General features: G+C 38.7%; 26 protein-coding genes. 19 read left to right on the forward strand and 7 right to left on the reverse strand.

Annotated elements, in window-relative coordinates:
* Window positions 1-345 precede the first annotated feature (345 nt).
* Entirely contained in the window at window positions 346-2,439 is a 2,094-nt protein-coding gene (locus tag CDOM16188_RS01615; protein WP_172197738.1) for a TonB-dependent siderophore receptor, read from the forward strand.
* 180 nt (window positions 2,440-2,619) lie between these two features.
* Here CDOM16188_RS01615 and CDOM16188_RS01620 read toward each other — a convergent pair whose 3' ends face one another.
* The 3 genes from CDOM16188_RS01620 to rpoD form a co-directional block, all read right to left on the reverse strand.
* Window positions 2,620-2,919, reverse strand: coding sequence for a hypothetical protein (locus tag CDOM16188_RS01620; protein ID WP_172197740.1), 300 nt, complete (start codon window positions 2,917-2,919; stop codon window positions 2,620-2,622).
* Window positions 2,920-2,980: 61 nt separating this feature from the next.
* Window positions 2,981-3,124: a hypothetical protein gene (locus tag CDOM16188_RS01625; RefSeq protein WP_172197742.1), complete on the reverse strand. Its 144-nt coding sequence runs from the start codon at window positions 3,122-3,124 to the stop codon at window positions 2,981-2,983.
* Window positions 3,125-3,482: 358 nt separating this feature from the next.
* Complete coding sequence (rpoD, locus tag CDOM16188_RS01630; RefSeq protein ID WP_172197744.1) at window positions 3,483-5,339, reverse strand: RNA polymerase sigma factor RpoD; 1,857 nt, start codon at window positions 5,337-5,339, stop codon at window positions 3,483-3,485.
* Window positions 5,340-5,478: 139 nt separating this feature from the next.
* Here rpoD and CDOM16188_RS01635 point away from each other — a divergent pair, with 139 nt between their 5' ends.
* The 6 genes from CDOM16188_RS01635 to CDOM16188_RS01660 all read left to right on the forward strand — a co-directional run bounded on the left by CDOM16188_RS01635 (window position 5,479) and on the right by CDOM16188_RS01660 (window position 10,358).
* Window positions 5,479-6,291: a flagellar hook-basal body protein gene (locus CDOM16188_RS01635; RefSeq protein ID WP_172197746.1), complete on the forward strand. Its 813-nt coding sequence runs from the start codon at window positions 5,479-5,481 to the stop codon at window positions 6,289-6,291.
* A gap of 237 nt (window positions 6,292-6,528) precedes the next feature.
* Window positions 6,529-7,317 carry a flagellar basal-body rod protein FlgG gene (flgG, locus tag CDOM16188_RS01640; RefSeq protein ID WP_172197748.1) on the forward strand — a complete coding sequence of 263 codons (789 nt, stop codon included), beginning with the start codon at window positions 6,529-6,531 and terminating at the stop codon, window positions 7,315-7,317.
* Between the two features lie 148 nt (window positions 7,318-7,465).
* Window positions 7,466-8,128: an AzlC family ABC transporter permease gene (locus CDOM16188_RS01645; protein ID WP_172197751.1), complete on the forward strand. Its 663-nt coding sequence runs from the start codon at window positions 7,466-7,468 to the stop codon at window positions 8,126-8,128.
* Window positions 8,125-8,481 (forward strand): branched-chain amino acid transporter permease, encoded by a 357-nt coding sequence (locus CDOM16188_RS01650; protein WP_172197754.1) that lies wholly within the window; start codon window positions 8,125-8,127, stop codon window positions 8,479-8,481. The genes CDOM16188_RS01645 and CDOM16188_RS01650 overlap by 4 nt, the downstream gene beginning before the upstream one ends.
* Window positions 8,482-8,609: 128 nt before the next feature.
* Window positions 8,610-9,656, forward strand: a complete 1,047-nt coding sequence (locus tag CDOM16188_RS01655) for a type II asparaginase (protein ID WP_172197757.1) — start codon at window positions 8,610-8,612, stop codon at window positions 9,654-9,656.
* A gap of 105 nt (window positions 9,657-9,761) precedes the next feature.
* Window positions 9,762-10,358: a LysE family translocator gene (locus CDOM16188_RS01660; protein ID WP_172197760.1), complete on the forward strand. Its 597-nt coding sequence runs from the start codon at window positions 9,762-9,764 to the stop codon at window positions 10,356-10,358.
* Here CDOM16188_RS01660 and CDOM16188_RS01665 read toward each other — a convergent pair.
* The gene (locus CDOM16188_RS01665; protein ID WP_172197763.1) at window positions 10,355-11,326 is read right to left on the reverse strand and encodes an SLAC1 anion channel family protein; all 972 of its coding nucleotides are present in this window, start codon (window positions 11,324-11,326) and stop codon (window positions 10,355-10,357) included. The two genes, CDOM16188_RS01660 and CDOM16188_RS01665, sit on opposite strands and share 4 nt — an antisense overlap.
* A gap of 80 nt (window positions 11,327-11,406) precedes the next feature.
* Here CDOM16188_RS01665 and CDOM16188_RS01670 point away from each other — a divergent pair, with 80 nt between their 5' ends.
* From CDOM16188_RS01670 to glyS, 12 genes are all read left to right on the forward strand, one after another.
* Window positions 11,407-12,054 carry a Crp/Fnr family transcriptional regulator gene (locus tag CDOM16188_RS01670; protein ID WP_172197766.1) on the forward strand — a complete coding sequence of 216 codons (648 nt, stop codon included), beginning with the start codon at window positions 11,407-11,409 and terminating at the stop codon, window positions 12,052-12,054.
* 129 nt (window positions 12,055-12,183) lie between these two features.
* Window positions 12,184-12,360 (forward strand): DUF2892 domain-containing protein, encoded by a 177-nt coding sequence (locus tag CDOM16188_RS01675; protein WP_169943071.1) that lies wholly within the window; start codon window positions 12,184-12,186, stop codon window positions 12,358-12,360.
* 147 nt (window positions 12,361-12,507) lie between these two features.
* A complete protein-coding gene (locus CDOM16188_RS01680; RefSeq protein WP_169943072.1) occupies window positions 12,508-12,999 on the forward strand; it encodes a 3-isopropylmalate dehydratase small subunit in 492 nt (163 codons plus the stop codon).
* Window positions 12,999-14,066, forward strand: coding sequence for a 3-isopropylmalate dehydrogenase (leuB, locus tag CDOM16188_RS01685; RefSeq protein WP_172197769.1), 1,068 nt, complete (start codon window positions 12,999-13,001; stop codon window positions 14,064-14,066). Before CDOM16188_RS01680 ends, leuB begins: the two co-directional genes overlap by 1 nt.
* Window positions 14,066-14,311: a hypothetical protein gene (locus tag CDOM16188_RS01690; RefSeq protein WP_172197772.1), complete on the forward strand. Its 246-nt coding sequence runs from the start codon at window positions 14,066-14,068 to the stop codon at window positions 14,309-14,311. Before leuB ends, CDOM16188_RS01690 begins: the two co-directional genes overlap by 1 nt.
* Window positions 14,308-14,616, forward strand: coding sequence for a hypothetical protein (locus tag CDOM16188_RS01695; protein ID WP_172197774.1), 309 nt, complete (start codon window positions 14,308-14,310; stop codon window positions 14,614-14,616). The genes CDOM16188_RS01690 and CDOM16188_RS01695 overlap by 4 nt, the downstream gene beginning before the upstream one ends.
* Window positions 14,579-15,733 (forward strand): CCA tRNA nucleotidyltransferase, encoded by a 1,155-nt coding sequence (locus tag CDOM16188_RS01700; protein WP_172197777.1) that lies wholly within the window; start codon window positions 14,579-14,581, stop codon window positions 15,731-15,733. The genes CDOM16188_RS01695 and CDOM16188_RS01700 overlap by 38 nt, the downstream gene beginning before the upstream one ends.
* Before the next feature lie 78 nt (window positions 15,734-15,811).
* A complete protein-coding gene (gene purU / locus CDOM16188_RS01705) occupies window positions 15,812-16,645 on the forward strand; it encodes a formyltetrahydrofolate deformylase (protein WP_172197780.1) in 834 nt (277 codons plus the stop codon).
* Complete coding sequence (locus CDOM16188_RS01710; RefSeq protein ID WP_172197783.1) at window positions 16,645-17,124, forward strand: tRNA (cytidine(34)-2'-O)-methyltransferase; 480 nt, start codon at window positions 16,645-16,647, stop codon at window positions 17,122-17,124. The genes purU and CDOM16188_RS01710 overlap by 1 nt, the downstream gene beginning before the upstream one ends.
* Window positions 17,121-18,464 carry an endonuclease/exonuclease/phosphatase family protein gene (locus CDOM16188_RS01715; RefSeq protein ID WP_172197786.1) on the forward strand — a complete coding sequence of 448 codons (1,344 nt, stop codon included), beginning with the start codon at window positions 17,121-17,123 and terminating at the stop codon, window positions 18,462-18,464. The genes CDOM16188_RS01710 and CDOM16188_RS01715 overlap by 4 nt, the downstream gene beginning before the upstream one ends.
* On the forward strand, window positions 18,461-18,592 hold the full coding sequence (locus tag CDOM16188_RS11405) for a hypothetical protein (protein ID WP_301538597.1): 132 nt from the start codon (window positions 18,461-18,463) through the stop codon (window positions 18,590-18,592). Before CDOM16188_RS01715 ends, CDOM16188_RS11405 begins: the two co-directional genes overlap by 4 nt.
* A 12-nt stretch (window positions 18,593-18,604) precedes the next feature.
* The gene (glyS, locus tag CDOM16188_RS01720; RefSeq protein WP_172197789.1) at window positions 18,605-20,632 is read left to right on the forward strand and encodes a glycine--tRNA ligase subunit beta; all 2,028 of its coding nucleotides are present in this window, start codon (window positions 18,605-18,607) and stop codon (window positions 20,630-20,632) included.
* A gap of 139 nt (window positions 20,633-20,771) precedes the next feature.
* Here glyS and modD read toward each other — a convergent pair whose 3' ends face one another.
* The 3 genes from modD to CDOM16188_RS01735 are packed head-to-tail and all read right to left on the reverse strand — an operon-like array spanning window position 20,772 to window position 23,351.
* Window positions 20,772-21,614, reverse strand: a complete 843-nt coding sequence (gene modD, locus CDOM16188_RS01725; protein ID WP_172197792.1) for a ModD protein — start codon at window positions 21,612-21,614, stop codon at window positions 20,772-20,774.
* Window positions 21,595-21,894, reverse strand: a complete 300-nt coding sequence (locus CDOM16188_RS01730) for a helicase (protein WP_172197795.1) — start codon at window positions 21,892-21,894, stop codon at window positions 21,595-21,597. Before CDOM16188_RS01730 ends, modD begins: the two co-directional genes overlap by 20 nt.
* Entirely contained in the window at window positions 21,894-23,351 is a 1,458-nt protein-coding gene (locus CDOM16188_RS01735; RefSeq protein ID WP_172197798.1) for a sodium:alanine symporter family protein, read from the reverse strand. The genes CDOM16188_RS01730 and CDOM16188_RS01735 overlap by 1 nt, the downstream gene beginning before the upstream one ends.
* Window positions 23,352-23,368: the final 17 nt, after the last annotated feature.

Here is a 23,368-nt window from a genome sequence, read left to right on the forward strand (position 1 = left end):
TAAATTTAGTATTTATAATATATAAAATATAAAATAATATATTATAAAATTTGTTATATAAATTTGATATAAAATCAATATAAAGATAGCTATAAATTTGTCTTTTTGTACCCGCACGGCTTGAAGACAAGAGGTTTAAATTTGTGTATTACTTCTTGAATAAATTTGAATTAAATTTGCTTGCCGAATTAAAAAAAAGAGCTTGAATTTATATAAATTTATATTTGCAAATTTTCAAAATTTAAAGAGACGACTTATCTTTTGCATATGTTTAATTTATAATTAATAAGTTTTTAAAAAATAATGATATATACTATCAGTTTTATTTTTATCTAAGGGAAATTAATGAGAATTAGTATTTTTGCTTCAAGCGTCATCATGGCTACTTTGGCTTTGGCCGATGCCGGCGGATCTTATTCGGTTGTGCTTCCAAGTGTAGAAGTTGAAGGAATTTCAGAGCAAGATAGTCTAAAAGGCTACATCACTTATGATAGCGCGGAGCTAAATAGAAACGGCTTAAGTAATAAACAGACCCCACAAACCATCGAGACAATCGACATACAAAAAAACCGCAACTACGGCACTAACGATCTTTCAAGCATACTAGAGGGAAACGCGGGCGTTGATGCTGGATATGATATGCGCGGAGAGAGTATAAGGATAAGAGGCTTTAGTATAGACGGCGGAGATATCTATAGAGACGGAGTGAGGGATTCCGGTCAGATCAGAAGAAGCACCGCAAACGTAGAAAGGGTTGAAATTCTAAAAGGTCCGGCTTCTATACTATACGGAAGAAGCGACGGCGGAGCGGTTGTGAATTTGGTAAGCAAGAAGGCAAATTTCATACCTTTGCAAAAGATATCCGCCAGATACGGCAGCTGGTATAGAATGGGTATGGGAGCTGACGTAAATCACGTTGTAAATAGCAAGTTGGCCTTTAGGCTAACCGCAGACGGCGAGCGAGGTAAATCGTGGCGAGATGATATCAAGTATAAAAATTTCATGATAAGTCCTAGCGTTATAGTAACAAACGAAGAGGGTGATATCAGCTTTGAGGCGCAATACACCTTTGATAATGCGTGGAGAGTTCCTGATAGAACGCCTACTAAGGATATATACGATAAGCTTGGGCTTGATTATAAAAAGGGCTTTGCGCATAGCGGCGATTTCGTCGAGGATAGGCTTCATTTCTTTCGCACGGAATTAAATGCCGAGCTGGCAAAGGATATGAACCTAAAATGGATCTTTGGTTATAGGCAAGCCAGTCAAAATTTCGACCACTTTTACGGCGGAACAATAGTAGGCGGCAACAAGATCAGGCAAAACTATGCAAAACAACAGACCGATAACAACACTATCTCAAACACGCTTACGCTAACAAAGGAGCTTGAATTTGAAAGAATTAAGCACAATATAGCGTTTGGATACGACCATAGCCTTGAAAAAAGAGCGCCAAAACTTTGGTTTAGCAGAAGTCATACCGCAGTAGTAGATCCTTATGCACCTTCTAGCAGCTGGGTGTCGCCGAGACTAGAAAAGCTTACTACCGACAATAGACACAAGGCTATAAATCACGGGGTGTTTTTTGAAGACCTCATCAGTCTTGATGATAAATACAGGCTTTTAATCGGCGGAAGATTTGACTTTTATAAATTTAAGACAAGAGATATAAACGGCAAAACAAATAGCTATGACGGAAATTCATTTAGCCCAAGAGTGGGTCTTTTGTGGGATTTTACCGATAATCATACCGCTTACGTTTCGTATTCGCAGAGCTTTGCTCCTTATGGCGGACGAGGAAATATAAATATAAGCACAAACGATATATCAACACTTGATACAAAGCCTCAAAACAACGTCCAATACGAAATCGGATTAAAGAGCAACTGGGCGGATAATAGATTTAGCTCAAATTTGGCGGTATTTCAAATAGAGCACAAAAACATACGTTATCAACCTGACGCCACTAATGACCCATACACTTGGGCTTTGCGCGGTAAAGAGCGAAGCAGGGGCGTAGAACTAAACGTACTGGGGCAAATTTATGGGAATTTATACCTAAGAAGCTCCCTTGGCTATACGGACGCTAAAACTACCGAAGACAAGTCAAACAAGCTATACGAAGGGCTAAATTTAAACAACACCACTAAGCTGCAAGGTAACGTCTTTCTTCGCTACGTAGAAGATAAGAAATGGTATGTGGAAAGCGGTGTTACTGGATATTCTAAGCGTTACAACTACACGGTTTCAAGTAGCAAAGTAGAACAAAACCACCTGCCGGGCTTTGCAAGAGTGGATCTAAGTGCGGGATACAACTTTAATGAAAATGCTCAAATAACGCTAGCTATAAACAATCTTTTAGATAAAAAATATTGGCGTTCAAACGCAAGGCTGGGTGATGAGAGATCGTTTATAATGAATTTTCATTATAATTTTTAATCTTGCGAGGCGAGAGTTTAGGCTCTTGCCCGACCAACTCCGCTTACTATGCCGTGTAGCTATGAAGCCAAATGGCTTGTGCGTAAATTTTATTATTTGAATTTGCTTTACTGAGCAAAACCGGCTTAAAATCATCGTTTTGTTTTTAAACAACTTGCTTGCACCCTATCCGCGCTAAGCTTAAGCGGGATTTAAATTTATCTCCTCTACCTTAATCCAAGCAAATAGTAAGATAAAATTTAGCCCAAGCATTACGATATAGGCGGAGATATTCATATAAGTTTGCGCTTTTAGTTGCATTAATATAGCTTCGTTTGGATTTGGCATATATGTAAAAAATATGAATACTGAGACGCCTATGCTCGCGATAATAAATATACAAGAGGCGATAAATTTTTGATAGCTTCTTAGCGCGTTACTACCGCTTAAATTTGATATCGTTTTTAGGGCTTTGTAGTAAAAATATATTGATATTATCACTGCGATAAGGCTAAAAATTTGCTTAAAACCGACTGTTTTTTGGGTTGTTAATTGCGGTAGATTATTTGCAAAAAAATAAAAACATAGCACTTAATAAAGATGAAAAGCTCATTACCAAAGCGGCGATTATACCATTTTTTCTAGCACCTGCTAACATGTAAGATATTTCTTGCTGGTCTTTTTGCGTGGTTTTAAATTCTTGCATTTTTATCCTTTGTAAATTTGGCTTTGATTTTATATAAAAACGTATTTAAATAAGATAAATTTCTCTGCATATTTTTTAAAGTTCTTCCAAGTTATAATTGTGCTATCAAATTCTCTTTGCTTGCTTGCCAAGCGATGCTTTGGATATTGTTTTAATCACTTTTTAAAATTTAAGCAGATAAATTCTGCAACTCTTTTACGCTCATTTCACTTAAATTTAAGAGATTACGAGTATAAAATTGGCTTTTACTCTTAGCATTTTTGGTATTTTTGGATTGAAATACGTAGGTTTATAAAATTAATTTTGGAGCGATTTATGAATTCGTGCGGGGCAAGCGAGTGAGGGCTAGCTAAATTTGTTAGCCCTCAATGTAGTTTTTAAGTTTGCGTCCTACTTTTGGATGTTTTAGTTTTTTGATAGCCGAGCTTTCTATCTGACGGACACGCTCGCGAGTCACGTTTAGCTCTTTGCCGATCTCTTCAAGAGTACGATCGCTTTCATCCTCAAGCAGACCAAATCTCATTCTTATAACCGCTTTTTCGCGCTCGTTAAGCTGATCAAGAACCTCATCTATTTGCTCTTTAAGGTCGTTTTTAAGTATATGATCCATAGGGCTTAGCGAGCTTCTATCTTCGACAAAATCTCCAAATTTACCGTCTTCTTCGTTACCGATTGGTGCTTCAAGGCTGATTGGCTCTTTTGTGATCTTGATAACCTGCTTAACCTTATCCACGGTTAGCCCAACCTCTTTGGCGATCACGCTCACATCAGGCTCTTTGCCTTCTTCTTGAAGATACTTGCGGTTGATCTTGTTTATCCTGTTTATAGTCTCGATCATATGGATAGGTATGCGTATAGTACGGGCTTGATCGGCTATTGCGCGACTTATAGCTTGGCGTATCCACCATGTGGCGTAGGTTGAAAATTTATAACCTTTTTTATACTCAAATTTATCAACCGCTTTCATAAGACCGATATTTCCCTCTTGGATGAGGTCTAAGAACGGCAAACCGCGATTTGTATAACGCTTGGCGATACTTACCACAAGACGCAAATTTGACTTGGCCATTCTTGTTTTTGCCTCGTCTGAAATTTTCTTACCGCGTTTGATTTGCTCTAAAATTTCTTTTAGCTGCACAGGATCAAGGTCAAATCCCTGCTTACTTGCCTCTTTTGTTTGAAATAGCTTTTTAATCTCTACATAAGTTGAAACCATCGTAGCCTCGGGCACGCGAGCTATGATATCTTCCTTGCTAAGCTTGATGATGTCTTTTAGGATGCTTTTGTGATTTTTCTTAAGCTCGTCGCTAAACATAGGAAGTTTATACTCAAGTCTTTTAAGCTCTCTATCAAACTCATCATCACTCTTTAGAGCCGTTTCCATCGACTTTACGATCTCGCTTATAAGTTTGCTTGTGGGTCCCAGATCCATTAGCTTGTCTTTTAGAATTTTCTTTTTAAAGGCTAATGTCAGCTTTGCTAAAAGCTCATCTTCTTGCTCGACATCGCTTTGTTTGTTAGCCATTTTCATCCAGTCTTTTTTGGCCTTTTCAAGCGCTTTGAAGCTCTCTATAACTTTTTCGGCTCTTTTATCCTCTTTTTTAGAAGGTTTCTTTGAGGTTTCCTCTTCAAATTCCGCCTCTTCGTCAAATTCCTCCTCTTCTTCGTTTTCGCCGTTATCTTCATCATCAAAGCTCTTAAACAGCTCCTTGACTCTTCTTTCGCGGTTGATAAGAGGCTCTTTATAATCAAGTATGAAATCAATCAGATACGGCACAGAGCAAAAGGCATCGATGATGATATCCTCGCCAAGCTCGATCTTTTTGCTTATTTCTACCTCTTCGTCTTTTGTAAGTAGCGAAATTTGCCCCATTTCGCGTAGATACATACGCACGGGACTATCTGAGCGTGACCACTCAAGCAGATCATTTTCGCTAGCAAGGTCAAATTCGTCTTCCAAGATTTCATCTTGAAGCTTTTCGCGCTCCTCTTTGCGCTTTTTAGCATCCTCGATGTTTTTCATCTTGGCTATTTCAGCTGCTGTTATTAGTTTGATTTTGTGTGTTTTGGCTAGGGCTTCTACTTTTTTTGCGATTGCGCTTGTAGGAGCCTTTTCAAAAAATTTGATAAGTTTTTCGTATGTTACGTAGCCTTTGGAATTCTCTTTAAATAACTCTTCAACGAGGGATAAAGTCTCTTTTTTTGCGCTGCTCATTAGGTTCCTTTGCCGTCCGTAGTTGTTTGAAGTAAAAAGTATGTATTATACCGAGATTTTCTTAATCTTTGCCAAAATATAGTTTGGAACACAACTTGCTTAATCTTTTTTGAGATATTAAAATTTAGGAAATTTTATAATGCAAAACGGATATTATCAAGCTACCGGTGCGATGGTTACGCAGTTTAACCGCCTTGATGTCATCTCAAATAACCTTGCAAACATAAACACAATCGGCTTTAAGCGTGACGATGTGGTTGTGGGTGATTTTGAGAGAATTTTTCAGGAATTTAGAGATGTTTTGCCGCTTGAAAATCACACAAAGCAGGCTGCTAAATTTTTAAATAGAACTATCGATAGAGTGCCTCAAATTTCAGAACAATATGTTGATTTTAGTAATAGCGGAATGAAATTTACCGGCAATACGCTTGACTTTGCCATAAAGCGCGAGGATATTTTTTTCTTGGTTGAAACCAAAACAGGCGAAGTTAGGCTTACTAAAAACGGCGCTTTTGGCCTTGATGATGAGGGATTTTTGGTTACAAAAGAGGGCTTTAAAGTGCTTCCGAATAACTATTTTGAAGGCGGAGCAGGCGGGATACAAATTCCTCAAGATGAAAGGCTAAGTGTGGATAAAAACGGAAATATTTACGCAAATGATGAGCAGATCGCAAGATTTTATCTGGCTCAACCAAAAGAGATAAGAAATCTTACAAAAGAGGGTGATAATCTATATGTTGTGCCGAATTTAAAGGAGTTAAGAGATCTTGGCGATGATGTTGATGCCGTTGCTCAGGGTTATACTCAAATTTCAAACGTAAATGCCGTAACCGAGATGGTGGGGCTTATTGAGACAAACCGATTAGTTGATATGTATCAAAAAGTGATGAGAAGCCATATGGACGATCTTAATCAAGACGCTATCAGCAAGCTGGCTTCAACTAAGGTGTAAAAGCTCGTTTTTTAAGCGTATTTAAATGAGTTTGCAAAATTTGGCTTGATGGAGTACTTGTCCTATCTGCGCCAAAATTTTACTGCACAACATTTAAATCTATATTAAAATACTTCGCTTTTGCAGTTTAAAACATTGCTGTAAAAATTTGCAAGTATTTGGAGAATTTAATATAAAAAACAGAATTTGGAACACAACTTGCTAAATATAAGTTTAAAAAATTTAAAAGGATAAGTCATGATGAGATCTATTTACTCAGCCGCAACCGGCATGATAGCGCAGCAGACCCAAATAGACGTAACTTCGCACAATATCTCAAACGTAAATACGATGGGATATAAGAAAAACAGAGCCGAATTTGCCGATCTTATGTATCAGGTTATGGAGTATGCGGGCACTTCGACCAGCTCTACGACAAAAAGCCCTACAGGTATAGAGGTGGGTCTTGGCGTGCGCCCTACGGCGATAACTAAAATTTTCTCGCAAGGACATTTTAAAGAGACAAGTAACAACCTTGATATGGTTATCGCCGGGCATGGATTTTTTCAAGTGCAACTTCCTGACGGCACCACGGCTTATACCAGAAACGGTGCGTTTAAGCTTGATAGCGAAGGCACGATAGTAAATTCAGACGGATATCCTTTGATCCCGCAGATGAGCATACCTGCCGATGCTACGCATATCTCGGTAGGCACGGACGGCACGGTTTCGGTTTTGCAACCGGGTAATGTCGAGATGACGCAGATCGGTCAGATAGAGCTTGCAAATTTTATAAACCCAAGCGGGCTTCACGCGATGGGCGATAACAACTATCTTCCTACAGGCTCAAGCGGCGATGTGGTCGTAGGAACGGCAGGACTTGACGGATTTGGTCAGATCAAGCAAGGATTTGTCGAGATGAGTAATGTCCAGCTGGTTGAAGAGATGACCGATCTTATCACCGGTCAGCGTGCGTATGAAGCCAATTCAAAGGCGATAACGACAAGCGATGATATGCTTCAAATCGTAAATAATCTTAAGAGATAAGCCATGATATATCTTATCTTGATAATCGCGCTTATCCTTGGAATTTGGGTGTTTGATGCAATATATTTTGGCGAGAGTTCAAAAGGACTATAAAATTTAATAAAATTTGAGTAATATTCGCCTTAAATTTTAAATCGCAAGGCTAATATTGAGCTTTTATACTATTTTTAAGATCACAATTCCCGTTATGCTCGGTTTTATTCCGATTGGTATAGCATTTGGATTGCTTGCGGAAAATATAGGCGTAGCTCCTCTTATGACTATGGCTTTAAGCTTGATAGTATATGCCGGAGCAGGGCAATTTGCCTTGCTTTCGATGCTTAGTGCTGGCACGGGTTTGGTTGAAATTTTTCTCGCAAGTTATGTTATAAATTTGCGCCATACTTTTTATTCGCTCGCCCTTTTGAAGGACTTTAAGGGGCTTAAGTTTAAATACTACAACATCTTTGCCTTAACCGATGAAAGTTTTGCGATATTTAAGACGCTTAAGACAAATTCGCAAGAAGAAAAGGATAAGGCATATACGCTTATAAATTTGCTTACTCAAACTTATTGGGTGGTCGGCACTCTGCTTGGAATTTTAGTCGGCAAGGGCATTAGGATTGATTATAGCGGGATTGAATTTTGTCTAACGGCGCTTTTTATAGTCCTTGCTATCGAGATGTTTAAGGATGATAAAAACTACAAGCTTCTTTTCTTTTCGCTTGGACTGGGCGTGTTTGCAACTGCATTTTTCCCTCCGTCATATATGCTTTTACTATCGCTTTTTATTGGATTTACGGTTATTGTCATAGGAGATAGGGTCAAATGAGCGATATCTTAACTTCAGGCATAAATTTAAACTCAAGCCCGCTTGTTATGTCTTTAGTTGTGCTAACCGCTACGGTTGCGACGTTTTTAACCAGAGTTGCGCCGTTTTGGATATTTAAAAAGGATAAGCCAAGCAAGTGGCTTTTAAGCGTTGAACGACATATGGGGCTTTTTATAATGGTTATTTTGGTTTTTTATGCCCTTAAGGATACCAATTTTAAGGAATTTCCTTTTGGCGGACGCGAGATAGTTTCTACTGTTTGCGCTATATTAATTCATCTTAAATTTAAAAATGCGCTTTTGAGCATAGTTTTTTCAACGGCTCTTTATATGTTTCTTTTGAGAATTTGGTAGAAAAATTAAAAAATAATAAAAAAATAATATTAATTGACTTTATATAGTTTAAAGTGTATAATTCAAGCTGAAATTTCAAAATACAAGATCTTGTCGGTTTGAAACTTAAACTTAAAAGGAGATTTAATATGCGTTTTTCGTTAAAGGTGTTTATCGTGATGATTTTTAGTGCTACGATGGCTTTAGCAAAGCCTACAATTTATATTTTAGCAACAGGCGGAACGATCGCGGGAAGCGGATCGGGAGCTCTTGATACAAGCTATACTTCAGGAACCGTAACGGTTGATAAACTAATAGCTGCCGTGCCTGATATCAACAAGATCGCAACGATCAAAGGAGAGCAAATTTCAAATATCGGCTCTCAAGAGATGAATAATGAAGTTTGGCTAAAACTTGCAAACAGAGTAAACGAGCTGCTATCAAGCGGTAAAGCAGACGGCGTGGTTATCACACACGGAACCGATACCATGGAAGAGACTGCGTACTTTTTAAATTTAGTCGTTAAGAGCGATAAGCCTATAGTTATGGTTGGCGCTATGAGAAACTCGACATCGCTAAGCGCAGACGGACCTTTGAATTTGTTTAACGCCGTAAATGTAGCTATGAGCAAAGATAGCGTAGGCAAAGGCGTGGTTGTGGTGATGAATGACGAAATTCACGCTGCCAGAGAGGTTACTAAGATGAATACGACAAGCGTTGATACCTTTAAGTCGCCAAATACGGGTAGAATCGGAACCGTCTTTTACGGAAACGTAAAATACTACATGACCCCTGCTAGAAAGCATACCGTAAATAGCGCTTTTGATATCGCTAAGATAAAAGAACTTCCGCGCGTAGATATCATTTATAGCCACTCAAACGACAATCCTGATTTTGTAAATACTGCAGTTAAAATGGGTGCAAAAGGTATAATTAATGCCGGTATGGGCAACGGAAATCCATTCCCAAGTGCTCTTGAGGCTCTAGGTGAAGCGGTAAAAGGCGGCTTAGTCGTGGTTAGAGACTCTCGTGTAGGCACAGGCGAGACTACTATGAACGGCGAAGTTGATGACACTAAATACGGATTCGTAACAAGCGATAATCTAAACGTTCAAAAGGCTCGCGTTCTACTTATGCTGGGTCTTGCGACAACTAACGATAAAGCGAAAATTCAAGAATTTTTCCTTACTCATTAAGTTTTAATAGGCGGCAAATTCGGTGTCGCCTATTAAATTTTTATCTTAAATTTATCCTTTTTCTTTTAAAATTCAAAATTAATTTTTTAAATTAAGGCATTTTGCTTGAACTATCTTCTTTTTATCGCCACATTTTTTCCTATAAGCTTAATGCCGGGCATAAATATGACCTTTATCTTGGGGCTTAGCATGAGCATAGGATATAAGCGCTCTTTTGCTATGTTGCTTGGACAGCTCTTTTCGGTCGGATTTATAGCCTCCATTTGTATATTTGGCGCGGGAGCTTTGCTTCTTAAATTTGAAGCGGCGTTTAGAATTTTAAAATTTTGCAGTGCGCTTTATATCATCTATCTTGGCGTTATGCTCTTTTTTAGTCGCGGTAAATTAAGCGTTAAAAGCGTGAAAAACGATAAAAACCACAAAGAGCTATTTATTAAAGGACTTATAGTAAGCATATCAAACCCGAAAGCATGGATATTTTTAGCTGCGATTTTACCGCCGTTTTTAAACCCGAACGATCCTTTTGGTATAGAGGCTTATTTGCTTTTGTTTCTGCTGGTTTTCATCGAGTTTATCTGCCTAAACATCTACGCTCTTGGCGGAAGCATGCTTAAAAAATTACTTATAAACCACTTGCGCGCACTTGAGATAGCAACCGCTTCTTTGATGTGTATAGTGGGCGTTTGGATGCTTAGCATCTAGGGCTGTTCGATCACGCAAATTTCATTTTTGATAATCGCTCTTATCGTAAAATAGCTTACTAGGCATATGAAAAAGACAAGCAAGATAAATAAAATCACGCTTAAAATCGCAAAAAACAGCTCGCCGCTTAGCTCGTATGCTCTTAAAAACGCCATACTAGAAGCTGCGGTAGGGAAGGTAAATGCCCACCATGACAGGAAAAATTTTAGCTTTGTGAAATTACGAAACATAAAAAGTATCAGAAATACGAAAAACAGCGTTAAATTTAACAAAATTTGAGTCGTTGTATCGAAATTGCCCGTAAGTTTCAAGTAGCCTAAAAATCCCACCGCAGGCGGAGCTATGAGTATAAAAAGAGTAGGGATAAATTTCTGTGCGAGCTGATCGTGAAATATAATGCGATAAAAAACGATAGTAAATAAAACCACCCAAAAAAACATACCCACGCTAAAGTAATACCACAAAAACAAGCTAGACTCTTTGCTTGCGATAACTACTACGAGGTTGCCGACTATCGGGATGAACCAAGCGGGATTTGAGTGGGTTATGAGCATGTTTTTATTTATCCAAAACGAAACTACGTAAAGCGTCAAAAAGCTTTGAATCGCAAGTGCAAAATAAAATAAAATTTGATGCAAAAGATCAAATTCACGCCACATCGCAGATAACAAAAATAGTGAAATACTAAATGCCGCAAAGAAATTTATCTTGATAGGATGGGCAAATTCCTCTCTAACCTGCTCGTTAAATTTTATAAATTTAACGAGATAAATAGTAGCGATAAGTATAAAAACAAAACTCGTTATAGATCTTAAAATTTCAAATACGAAATTTGATAGACTAAAGACCAAATTTAACTTCTCATAAGCAAGGCCTAACCCTCCAAGCCCCATAATAACGGCAAAAAACATAATCGGAAAGTTTTTTATCTTACTCATTGCGTCGCTTTTGTTTTGAAATTCGCTCATAAAAATCCTTTTAATTTATTTTTATGCAATATTACCTATAATGGCTCTATTTCTCAGTGACGTTGTCACAAAGGATTATTATGCTAAGCAAAGAAGATAAGAAAATTTTAGATGATGAATTTATAAACAGGTTTGAAATTTCTCCCACAGACGCTAAGAAAATTTATGAAAGCGCAGTTGCAAAGAGGCTGAAAAAGGGAACTTTGATATATAGCAAAGATGAAAACTGCGGATATATCATAGTAAAAAGCGGTGTTTTAAGGGCGTTTATAACCTCTCAAAATCTCAAAGAGATAACGATATTTAAGCTTGAAAGCGGCGATAATTGCGTTATTTGTTCATCTTGCACCATGAGTTCTTTTGATACCGAGATAACGCTTAGTATACAAGAAGACGTCGAGGCGATACTTATACCGATTCAAATTTTTAAGGATATTAAAAGCAGCTATGCAAGCGTACTAAATCATGCTCTTAGTCTGATTTCTGCTAGGTTTGCCGCTGCCATAAGCGTTATGGAGCAAGCTCTCTTTGCGCCTCTTGTAAGTAGGGTTAAAAATTTTTTAATGGAAAATTCTAAAAACGGCGAAATAGCCATCACTCACGAAGAGCTTGCAAATCACCTTGGAAGCGCGCGTGAAGCCGTTTCAAGGATATTAAAAGAGATGGAAAAAAGCAAAGCGATATCTCAAAAAAGAGGCAAAATTTATCTGCTTGATAGCACTCTTTAAATTTGTTTTTAAAGCAAATTTATCTTTATACGCTTTATGTTTTTTATGGATTAAAATTAAGTGATAATGTTACAGATAAAAAATTTGTTTTTAGCTATCATTCCAATAAACTAAAACAAAGGACATAAAATGCTAAGCACGAAAAGCAGAGCTATAAGAGTGATTTTTGGAATTTTGTTGATGGCTTTGATATGGTATTTTTTTAAAAGCTATTGGGCTTTGATAGGGCTTGTGCCTATCATCGTAGGGCTTACGGGATTTTGTCCGGCATGCTATTTTATGGGCAAGTGCTCCATAAAAAGATAAATTTGCTTATCCTTTCTTATTTAGGGCTTTAAAGGCGATTTTTAGATTGCTTTTAAAGCCCTTTTATTCGGTATTCTTAATTATATTTGATGAATTATTTAGCTTTATTTTGTTAAAATCAGACAAAATTTAACGATAAGGTTTGATATGAAACAAGGTAAAGTTTGGAAATTTGGCGACAATATAGATACCGATATCATCATCGCCGCACGCTATCTAAACACCTCTGACGAAAATGAACTTGCAAAGCACATAATGGAAGATGCCGATCCTAAATTTAGCTCTAAAATTTCAAGCGGCGACATTATAGTGGCGGGCGAAAATTTCGGTTGCGGAAGCAGTAGAGAGCATGCTCCTTTGGCTCTTAAGGCAGCAGGCATAGGAGCTATAGTAGCAAAATCTTATGCGAGAATTTTTTATAGAAATAGCTTTAATACGGGTCTTTTGATACTAGAGATAAGCGAGACTGACGAGATAAACGAGGGAGATGAACTTAAAATCGACGTTGATAGCGGTGTGATAGTAAATTTAAGTACTAAAAAAGAGTATAAATTCAGCCCGATACCTGAATTTATGCAAGAGCTTTTAAAAAGCGGCGGACTTATCGAATATGCGAAGAAAAATTTACAAGGAAAATAATGAAGAGATATAATATTGCGGTAATTAAAGGCGACGGGATCGGTCCTGAGATAGTAGATGAGGCCGTAAGGGTTCTTGATGTGGTTAGTGCAAAGCACGGATTTGAGCTTAATTATGAGTTTTTTTTAATGGGCGGAGCCGCGATTGATGTTTTTAAAGAGCCGCTTCCCGATGTTACACTGCAAGGTGCGCTAAATAGCGATGCGGTACTTTTTGGAGCGATAGGCGGAGATAAATGGGATAATATGCCTCGCCATTTGCGCCCTGAAAGCGGACTTTTAAAGCTTAGAAAAGAGCTTGGTGCTTACGCAAATTTGCGTCCTGCATTTGTATTTGACGAGCTTGTTGATGCCAGCACCCTGAAGCCAAGCGTGCTTCAAAATGTGGATTTTATAGTAGTTCGCGAGCTAACGGGAGGAATTTATTTCGGACAGCCTCGTGAGAAAAAAGATGATAGCGCTTTTAACACTATGATATATACAAAGCCTGAAATTGAGCGCATAGCAAAGGTTGCCTTTGAAGCGGCGATGAGTCGCAAGAAACACGTCTGTATGGTTGATAAGGCAAATGTACTTGAGACCAGCCAGCTTTGGCGCGAAACGGTTGCCGAAGTGGCTAAGAGCTATCCTGAGGTGAAGCTTGATTTTATGTATGTGGATAACGCGGCTATGCAGATGGTAAGAAACCCGCGCCAATTTGACGTGATACTTACTGAAAATTTATTCGGCGATATATTAAGCGATGAGGCAAGCATGGTAGTAGGCTCGATAGGGTTGCTTCCAAGTGCGAGCATAGGCGGCAAGGTAGGCATTTACGAGCCTATCCACGGATCGGCTCCCGATATCGCGGGGCAGGGCATAGCAAATCCTATCGCTACGATATTAAGCGCTGCAATGCTGCTTAGATATTCATTTGGCGAAGAAGAGGCGGCAAAAGATATAGAAAATGCCGTGCAAAAAGCACTTGCAGAGGGCTATAGGACAAAAGACATAGCCGAATTTGGCGCTAAAGAGGTCTGCTCTACAAGCGAAATGGGCGGAATCATAGTTGATTTTATAGACGCATGATGAAAAATACGATAACCGAAGCTTTGATATATGAGGCTCAGGGGCTTAAAGATGACGCGCTTTTGGTTTATAGAAACATTCTTAAAGCAAGCCCTGATAATAAGGACGCCCTAAACGCCATCAAGCGTCTTAGCGGTCTTAGAAAGCGCGATAAGAGCGTTAATGAGCAGATGCGGGATTTTTTTATAAACATGAAGACAAGCGAAGAGTTAAATGAATTTAAAAGGTGGCTGATTAAGATATGAAACTTGAAGATATTGCAAAAATGGCTATCGACGAGGTTGCCGCAGAGCTTGAAAACGCTAAAGAACATGAGCCAAAAGAGCCTGCAAGGCAACCTATAATCATAGAAGAGAGTAAAATTAACGGCGAGATAAACGGCGAAGAGATATTTTTGCGCAATCTCAAAGAGCGAATTTTAGTGCTTTTTGAAGGATTAAACGCAACCGGTAGGGAAAATTTAGAAGACAGACTTGAACTTACGCTAAAATTTTTGGAATTTGTGCTTGCAAATGTCGAAAATAGGCTCGAAAATCTCCAAACTAAATGAACTAAATAGAGTGCGAGATATACTCTCGCCTCACACGAGTCGCGCATATCTGGTAGGCGGAGTTGTGCGCGATATACTTCTTAGCGAGCTTAGAGCTACCGGTTTAAAAGCGAAATTTAAACCCGAAAAAACAGACTTTGATATAGAAATTTATGACATTGAACCTGCCAAATTTGATGCTTTGATGAATGAAAACGGTGCAAGCGGAGTTGGGAAAAGCTACTTTGTCTATAAATTTGAAAATTTTGATCTATCCTTGCCTCGCACCGAAAGTAAAGTAGGCGATGGTCATAAGGCGTTTGAAGTAAGTTACTGTAATGACGAAAAGCAGGCTTCAAAGCGCAGGGATTTTACTATAAACTCCATGATGATAAACATCTTTAGCGGCGAAATTTTAGACTTTAACGGCGGGATGAGCGATCTTAAAAAGGGTGTTTTAAGGCATATCGATGATGAGAAATTTTGCGAAGATAGTCTTAGGGTTTTAAGGGCTGTGCAGTTTAGCGCTAGGCTAAATTTTATGGTTGTGCCAAAGACGTTAAAACTAATGAAAACGCTTAGCATAGACGATCTTAGCAAGGATAGGATATCAGCCGAGCTAATGAAGCTTTTTAGAGCCAAATTTCAAGATGTGGGAGCTAGATATCTATATAAGCTTGGGCTTTTTAAAGCTCTTTTTGGATTGAATTTAAGCCGCAATCAGGCTGATAATTTTATCAAAAAGCTAGCAAGCGCTATCAAATTTCAAAAAGATGAGCGAGAGTTTTTGTATCTGCTTGCAGGTATGTTTGGTTTAAAAGAGCAAATTTTAAAGGAGCTAAATTTGCCAAATAGCTTTAAGGCTTGCTTTACTCAGCTGTTTTTTAGCCGCAGAGTAAGCGATAAGGAGCTTTTGGAAATTTCTCTTAAAATGCCGCTTAAAGAGTGGTTAGGGCTAAATTCGGACAGTCTTGTAAAAAGAGCTAAGAAATTTGGCGTATATGATAAGAAATTTGATGCCAAAATAGACTCTGCAGCAGTTATAAAAGAGGGCTTTAAAAATGAGCGGATCGCGGCTGAAATTTTAAGGCGCCAAAGGCTAGCCATAGATAAATTTTTAAAAGATTTCGCTCGCTAAATTTTTAAAATAAACCTCCATTTAATAGATATAAAAGCGCAATTTGGCTAAAATCAGAGCTTATTTAAAAGAGGTTAGATGAAAAAATACATACTTAAAATTGAGTGTCAAGACGAAAAGGGCTTGATTTATAGAATTTGCGATGTGGTCTTTAAATACCACCTTAATATCGAAACGAACAATGAATTTGTCGATTATGACAGCAATAGATTTTTCATGCGGGCTTCGCTTGCAGGCGAGGTTAAGACTGCCGAATTTGTCGGCACGCTTGAGGCGTTTTTGCCAAAGGGTGCTATCATAGAGTGCATCGAGGCTACTAAGAAAAATATCATTATCTTAGCGACTAAGGAAGCGCATTGTATCGGCGATTTGCTTATAAAATTCGATAGCGGCGAGCTAAATGCAAACATCCTTGCTGTAATCGCAAATCGCGAGAATTTAAAAGAGCTTGTAGGGAGATTTGATATCCCGTTTCACTATATCAACGCAGACGGTATAGAGCGCGATAAGCACGAAAAATTGGTGCTTGAGGCTATGGGTAAGTATAAATTTGATTATGCGGTTTTAGCAAAATATATGAGAATTTTATCGCCGAATTTCGTTAAGCGCTATCCAAAGCAAATTATCAACATACATCATTCGTTCCTGCCCGCATTTATCGGCGCAAATCCTTATAAGCAAGCTTATGAAAGAGGAGTTAAGATCATCGGCGCTACGGCGCATTTTGTAAATGACGATCTTGATGAGGGTCCGATAATCGCTCAAGACGTTATTAGCGTAAATCACGAAATGAGCTGGCAGCAGATGCAAAAAGCAGGCAGAAGCTGCGAGAAAAACGTGCTTTCGGCTGCACTTGATCTTGCTTTGGAAGATAGACTTTTCGTGCATAAAAATAAGGTCATAGTCTTTTAATGTTTAACATCGTTCTTGTAAGTCCGCAAATTCCTCAAAACACCGGCTCTATAGGCAGAATGTGCGTCAATGCGAATTTGAATTTGCACATCATTAAGCCAACCGTGTTTGATCTAAGCGAAAAAGCAGTTAGACGCGCGGGACTTGATTACTGGAAGGATTTAAAGCTTAGCGTTTGGGAGAGCTTGGATGAGTTTTTGCACGCAAATGCAAAATTTGAAGATAGGTTTTTTTACGCTACGACAAAGACGGATAGATTTTATTTTGACGTTAAATTTAAAGAAGGGGATTTTATCTTTTTTGGAGGTGAGAGCACGGGGCTTCCTATGCAGCTTATGCAAAGAAATTTCGCTAACGCTATAACTATTCCTATGGGGAAGCTCGGAAGAAGTTTAAATTTGGCTACGAGCGCAGGAATTATAACATACGAAGCAATACGCCAAAATATCGATAAATTTGATTTAAGGAACACTATTTGAAACAATTCTTACTTTTTTTAGTCGCCGCCGCTTTTGCTTTGGCTAGTGAGCTTAGCATAGCGACTTATAACGTTGAAAATCTCTTTGACGCTAAAAACGACGGAAGCGAGTATAAAGACTTCGTAATCGGTAAATCGGCATGGAATTTAAAAGAGGCAAACGCCAAATTTGACCGTATCAAAGAGGATATAAAAAGACTTGATGCCGATATAATAGCGCTTCAAGAGATAGAAAATGAAGAAATTTTAAAAGAGCTTATGAGGCATACGGGGTATAAGTATTTTGCCTTTTCAAAGGATAAAAGAGCGCCTATAGGGCTTGGGCTTTTGTCAAAAATAAAGCCGCTTAAAACTCAAATTTTCAAAGTGCCAAACGTAAAAACAAGAGATATCGTAATGGTTGATTTTGAGCTTGACGGCGAGGTTTTTAGCGTATATGTAAATCATATGCCTGCGCAAAAAAACTCGCTTAAAAGCAGACAAGCAGCCTTTAGAACGCTCAAAAACGCTATACAAGAGGATAAAAACGCTATTTTGCTGGGTGATTTTAACACTCCATACGGAGAAAAATCTTTGCTAAACGATATACTGATTAGCAGGCAGATGAGCGATTTGTGGGAGTTTTTGCCAAAAGATGAAAGATATTCGCATATAAATTTAAGCCCGATTGATCACGTCGTGATGTCAAAAAGTATGTTTGATAAAAGAGGCATAGAGTATGTTTATGGCAGTTTTGAAGTCGTAAAACCTCTAAATTTCGCCAATTCAAAGCCAAAATTCGGCGAAAAGATTGCAGGACTAAATTCCGATCATTTTCCGCTTAGATTTAAAATTAGCATTGGCAAAAAGGCAAATGAATTTACTAAAGCAAGTATCGACACTCTTTTTAACAACCCAAGCAAAGCACCTTATGAGCTTGAAAAAGTTTGCGTCATATACAAGGATAAAAAAGGCTTTATCATATCGCAAAACGGACGCGGAATTTACGTATATGACCCTGATAATAGCTATTTGCTCGGAAGCGTAATGGACGTGGTCGTAAATAGTATCGGCGAATTTAAAGGCGCTCTTGAAGTAAATTCCATGAGAGTGGTTAAAATACACGATAAGCTTGCCGATGTCAAAACGCAAATGCTAAGCGCTAGCAGGCTAAATGAGGCCAGAGCCGGAGATGTGATAGCAAGTATTTCGGGCGAGATAAAAAAAGGCAGACTCATCACGCCTTACGGAAGCGTTAGGGTTTATAATCCTAAAGGCAAATTGGCTGATACAAAAAATGCGGAATTTAAAGCCGTGCGCGTGGGGGTTTATAAAGGCGAAATTCAGTTGGTGGTCGAGTGATGGCGTTGCTTGATAGCTTGATACTGGTTGCTTTTGTGCTTTTTATGGTGTTTTTGGTGCGCGGATTTGTCGTGCAGATGAGAGATAAAAATGAAAAAAGAAAACTTAATAAAAAAGATGAAATTTAAAGAGAGTGAGTTATGAAAAAAGAGCTTTTAATTGAAATCGGCGTTGAAGAGTTGCCGGCGATTCCGTTTTTGAAAGAGGCGGGAAATATCAAGACCAAATGGCAAGAGGTGCTGGCTGAAAATAGCCTAAAAAGCGAGTGCGAGTTTTATTACACACCTAGAAGGATTGTCTTTTATCATCCTGAATTTGCGATTAAGCAGCCTGACGGATTTGCCGAATTTATAGGCGCTCCAAAGCAAGTTGCGATGAAAGATGGCGAATTTACGCCTGCTGCGCTTAGCTTTGCTAAAAAGTGCGGTATAGGTATTGGTGAGCTGAAATTTGAGATGATAAACGGTAAAGAAGTTTTGTATCATAAAAAGCCGGTTGAAGGAAGACCTAGTAAAGAGCTACTTGGCGATATGATAGAGAAATTTTTGCTAAGCCTAAATTTTGGCAAATCAATGCGCTGGGGAGAGGGCAAATTCGAGTTTATCCGTCCGATTAGATCGTTTCTTTGTCTGCTTGACGGTGAAGTTGTTGAGTTTAATAAATTTGACGTGGCGTCATCAAATAGCATCTATCAGCACAGGAGCGTTAGCTATGAGAAATTTAGTGTAAAAAACGCTCGCGAATACTTTGATAGCATGGATAAGATAGGCGTTATTTTAGATCAAGAAGCTCGCAGGCAGAAAATTCTCGCTCAGTTTAAGAGTATAGAGCAAGAAAGCGGCTTTAGCATAGAGATAGATGAGGCTTTGCTTGATGAGGTTGTGGCGATTACGGAATTTCCGACCTCTTTGCTTGGCGGGTTTGACGCAAAATTTTTAGAAGTGCCAAGCGAGGTTATCATTACTTCCATGAAAGAAAACCAACGCTATTTCCCGGTATTTAAAAATGGCAAACTAAGCAATCATTTCGTAGTGGTAAGTAACGCTATATGTGATGATTATGCGCTTATTATAAAGGGTAACGAAAAAGTGCTTCGCGCAAGACTAAGCGATGCTATGTTCTTTTGGCAAAGCGATTTGGCGGCTGAATTTAGCCCTGAAAAGCTTAAAAACATAACATATCTAAAAGAGCTTGGAAGCACTTACGATAAAGAATTAAGAGAGCTTAAGGCGGCTCATGAACTAGCTAAAATTTATGCAGATAGACTCAAGAAAGAGGTGGGCGAGAATTATGAAGCTTTGCTTGAAAGAGCGGTAATGCTTAGCAAGGCTGATTTGACAACGCAGATGGTTTATGAATTCCCTGAGCTTCAAGGCGTGATGGGCGGATACTACGCAAGGGCCAAGGGTGAGAGTGAGGCGGTAAGTTTGGCGATATCCGAGCAGTATCTGCCAAGTGGTGAAAATAGCCGGTGTCCAAGCGGTGTATTTGGTTCGGTTGTTGCGATAAGCGCAAAGATCGATACGCTCATGGGGCTATTTAGCGTAGGCAAAATTCCAAGCGGGAATAAAGACCCATACGCTTTGCGCCGCGCCGCAAACGGCATTATAAGGATTGTGCTAAATGAAGGACTTAAATTTAACGTGAGCGAAATTCTTAGCTCGCTTGCGCCAAATTATGCTAAATTTGATCTAAAAACGCTTGAAAATTTTATATTTGATAGGCTTTATACATTTTTTGACGTTAATCCTTCAATCATCAAAGCTTGTCTAGCAAGCGAGAAAAAGGATATATTAGCTCAGTGTGAAGCCATAAATGCGCTTAGTGAAATTAGTGCGGCGAGTGATTTTAGAGAGAATTTCAGCACCTTTAAACGCCTTGCAAATATCATTAAAGACGAAGAGATAGGCTTAGTTAATGAAGCTTTGTTTGAAAACAATGCCGAAAGCGAGCTTCAAGCGAAATTTAAAGAGGCTATAAGCAAAGACGAGTCTTATAAAGAGCGCTTGCAAAGTCTGTTTGGATTAAAGTGCGCGATTGACGGCTTCTTTGATAAGGTTATGATAAACGTTGATAGCGAGCAAATTCGTAAGAATCGCATTGCGATAATCGGACAAATTTACAAGGAATTTTTAAAAATCGCAGACATAAAAGAGATAAGTCTTTGATGAAATTTGGCGGTATTGTCGCTTGGCCGTACCGCCGTTTTTACTCTGATCCGCGTGCAAGAAGCGATAATGGCTCAATTTAAAATGCTTTTATAATTTATAAAATCGCACCTGTTTATTTTTAGTAATTTCAAAAATATCAATCTAACACGCTTAAAACAGCCGTAAGATCAGCCATCCCTTGTGTATATAAGGCTGAGGTTGTAACCGCATTAATCCCGGTAGCCGCATAAAGAGCTATGTTTTTAGCGTTTATACCGCCGCTTGCGATAACGATAGTATTTGGGTTAGCTCTGTTTTTTAAATTTACAGCCTCTTTGAGTTCATCTATATTCATTTTGTCACACTGAATCACGTCTGCACCGGCCTTTAAAAGCTTAGCGAAATTCTCAAGATTTTCACACTCCACGGCGACCTTTTTTTCGGGAGTTTTGGCTTTAAAATTTGGAATGTGTGCTAAAAAATCATCAAAACTACCGTATGCTTTGATGTGATTATCAAAAAACAGCACACTATCGCTTAAATTTAGTCTATGAACTCCTCCGCCTCCTTCTAAAACCGCCTTTAAACAGAGCTTTTTAGCAAATGGAAATGTCTTTCTTGTGGTTAAAATTTGGCATTTGTCGCTTACTTTTCTTGCTTCTTTAACCATCAAATTCGTATAAGTTGAAATTTTGCAAGCGTATTCAAGCGTAATTTGAGCTAGTTTCCAAACCTTATGCACGTCATTGTAGCTTCCTGAAATTTTAATTATCGTTTCACCTTCTCTTGCCTGCTTGGAATTTGGCACGCAAATTTTAGCCTCACATCCTAGTAAATTTGCGATCTTAGCCGAGATATCAACGCAACTTACGATGATATCCTCTCTTGTTTTTATCTCCAAAACAGCGTTTTTATATATATTTTGAAGGCTTGTCGTAAGATCAAAGTAGGGCAAGTCCTCGTTGATGTAGTCTAAAATTTCAGCTTCGCTTATCATCATCTTTGATCTTTTTCGTCTTTGCGGTTTTGGCAAGTCTTTTCTCTACGGCTTGCTTCTTTTGCGCGTTTATTATCATATTTTTAAAAATTCCGTTATCATAAAGTCCCGCATGATATAAAGAAAAGCCTACAAAAGCCCATCCTGAAACGACATGAAGTCTTTTAGCGGCTTTGCTTTTTAGGTTAAATGAAGTAAGACAGACTGTCGCTAAAGTTACGCTCATGCCGACTTTAGCAACCTTTCTATGCGTGTTTAAATTTAAAAGCTCTCCGCTTATCATTATCTTCCTTTCCAGCAAGTTGTGCCTTCTATACCGAGGCTTTCAGGGTGAAATTCAGGATTTACACCTGCTTTGCGTTGATTTTCATAGTCTTTTAATACCTTCATGACGACCTTTGAAAGCAGAAGTATCGCTATGATGTTTATGGTGGCCATAAATGCCATGGTAACGTCTGCTATATTCCAAGCTATTTTTAAATTCATCTGCGAGCCTACAAATACCATAATAACCGCTGTAGCTTTAAATAGTAGCATGGGTTTATTGTCTTTGGTTAAAAATTTCATATTCGCTTGTGCGTAGTAGAAGTTGCCTATAAGCGAAGTGATCGCAAATAGCACCACCGCAACCGTGGTAAAGTGAAGCCCTATATCGCCGTAATACTCTCTCATAGCCGCTTGAATGAGCGGAAGCGCCGTTAGTGGCTCGCCGTTTGCGGCTAGTTGCTTTGTAAGATAGGCCTTGGAAAATAATACTATAAGCCCTGAAGCTATACAGATAGTCATATCGATAAAAACCGAAAGAGCTTGCACTAGCCCTTGCTTTACCGGATGGCTTGTGTGTGCCGCTGCGGCTGCATTTGGAGCTGAGCCCATACCGGCTTCATTTGAAAACAGACCGCGCTTAATGCCGATAACTATTACGCTGCCTGCAAATCCGCCAAAAATCGCCTTAAAGTCAAATGCGCTATCTAATATAAGCCTCATAACTTGCGGAATTTCGTCTAAATTCATGATGATGGCTATAAAAGCAAGCGTTACATAAGTAAGAGCCATGAAAGGAACTACATAAGAGCTTACCTTGCCTATGACGTGGCTTTTTGAGAAAAACAGCAAGAAGCTAAACGCCATTAAAATTATCCCGATGGCAAACGGAAGAAGGCTGTCCTGAAATGAAACTCCGCTTCCGCTTTGATCATAATAAATTTCAAAAGCCGAAGTCATCGTGTATGACTGAAGTCCGTTAAAACCGTAAGCATAAGTAATAATCAGGATAACTGCAAACAAGCTTCCAAGCCACTTTATGCCAAGTCCGTTTTTGATGTAATACGCAGGACCTCCCTTGAACCCAAGCCTGTCTTTAGTCTTATAAACTTGCGCTAGGGTGCTTTCGGCAAACGCAGAAGCCGAGCCTAAAAACGCCATGATAAACATCCAAAATAGCGCTCCCGGACCGCCTGCGACTATGGCTGCGGAAATTCCAGCGATGTTGCCTATGCCTACTCTTGAGGCGGTTGAGATCATCAGTGCTTGAAACGGCGAAATTTGGTATTTGTTGTATTTATCTTTCTTTTCAACTAGCACCTTAAGAGCCTCAACAAACATCCTAAACTGAACAAATCTAGTGATGTAGCTAAAGTAAATTCCCGCAAAAATAAGAATAATAACTAAAAAATAGCTATATAAAAACCCGTTTAAAAAATCCAATTTATCGTTTATGTCGTTTAAAAATTTATCCATTAACTGTCCCAAGATTA

Origin of the sequence: Campylobacter sp. RM16188 (assembly GCF_012978795.1) — a bacterium.
Classification (GTDB): domain Bacteria; phylum Campylobacterota; class Campylobacteria; order Campylobacterales; family Campylobacteraceae; genus Campylobacter_A; species Campylobacter_A canis.

Coding starts and splice junctions, on each gene's coding strand:
- glyS (WP_172197789.1), top strand. CDS start 18,605: ATGAAAAAAGAGCTTTTAATTGAAATCGGCGTTGAAGAGTTGCCGGCG.
- CDOM16188_RS01735 (WP_172197798.1), bottom strand. CDS start 23,351: ATGGATAAATTTTTAAACGACATAAACGATAAATTGGATTTTTTAAAC.
- CDOM16188_RS01615 (WP_172197738.1), top strand. CDS start 346: ATGAGAATTAGTATTTTTGCTTCAAGCGTCATCATGGCTACTTTGGCT.
- CDOM16188_RS01730 (WP_172197795.1), bottom strand. CDS start 21,894: ATGATAAGCGGAGAGCTTTTAAATTTAAACACGCATAGAAAGGTTGCT.
- CDOM16188_RS01635 (WP_172197746.1), top strand. CDS start 5,479: ATGCAAAACGGATATTATCAAGCTACCGGTGCGATGGTTACGCAGTTT.
- CDOM16188_RS01710 (WP_172197783.1), top strand. CDS start 16,645: ATGTTTAACATCGTTCTTGTAAGTCCGCAAATTCCTCAAAACACCGGC.
- CDOM16188_RS01625 (WP_172197742.1), bottom strand. CDS start 3,124: ATGCAAGAATTTAAAACCACGCAAAAAGACCAGCAAGAAATATCTTAC.
- leuB (WP_172197769.1), top strand. CDS start 12,999: ATGAAGAGATATAATATTGCGGTAATTAAAGGCGACGGGATCGGTCCT.
- CDOM16188_RS01650 (WP_172197754.1), top strand. CDS start 8,125: ATGAGCGATATCTTAACTTCAGGCATAAATTTAAACTCAAGCCCGCTT.
- CDOM16188_RS01655 (WP_172197757.1), top strand. CDS start 8,610: ATGCGTTTTTCGTTAAAGGTGTTTATCGTGATGATTTTTAGTGCTACG.
- rpoD (WP_172197744.1), bottom strand. CDS start 5,339: ATGAGCAGCGCAAAAAAAGAGACTTTATCCCTCGTTGAAGAGTTATTT.
- CDOM16188_RS01675 (WP_169943071.1), top strand. CDS start 12,184: ATGCTAAGCACGAAAAGCAGAGCTATAAGAGTGATTTTTGGAATTTTG.
- CDOM16188_RS01670 (WP_172197766.1), top strand. CDS start 11,407: ATGCTAAGCAAAGAAGATAAGAAAATTTTAGATGATGAATTTATAAAC.
- flgG (WP_172197748.1), top strand. CDS start 6,529: ATGATGAGATCTATTTACTCAGCCGCAACCGGCATGATAGCGCAGCAG.
- CDOM16188_RS01665 (WP_172197763.1), bottom strand. CDS start 11,326: ATGAGCGAATTTCAAAACAAAAGCGACGCAATGAGTAAGATAAAAAAC.
- purU (WP_172197780.1), top strand. CDS start 15,812: ATGAAAAAATACATACTTAAAATTGAGTGTCAAGACGAAAAGGGCTTG.
- modD (WP_172197792.1), bottom strand. CDS start 21,614: ATGATGATAAGCGAAGCTGAAATTTTAGACTACATCAACGAGGACTTG.
- CDOM16188_RS01700 (WP_172197777.1), top strand. CDS start 14,579: ATGTCGAAAATAGGCTCGAAAATCTCCAAACTAAATGAACTAAATAGA.
- CDOM16188_RS01680 (WP_169943072.1), top strand. CDS start 12,508: ATGAAACAAGGTAAAGTTTGGAAATTTGGCGACAATATAGATACCGAT.
- CDOM16188_RS01690 (WP_172197772.1), top strand. CDS start 14,066: ATGAAAAATACGATAACCGAAGCTTTGATATATGAGGCTCAGGGGCTT.
- CDOM16188_RS01695 (WP_172197774.1), top strand. CDS start 14,308: ATGAAACTTGAAGATATTGCAAAAATGGCTATCGACGAGGTTGCCGCA.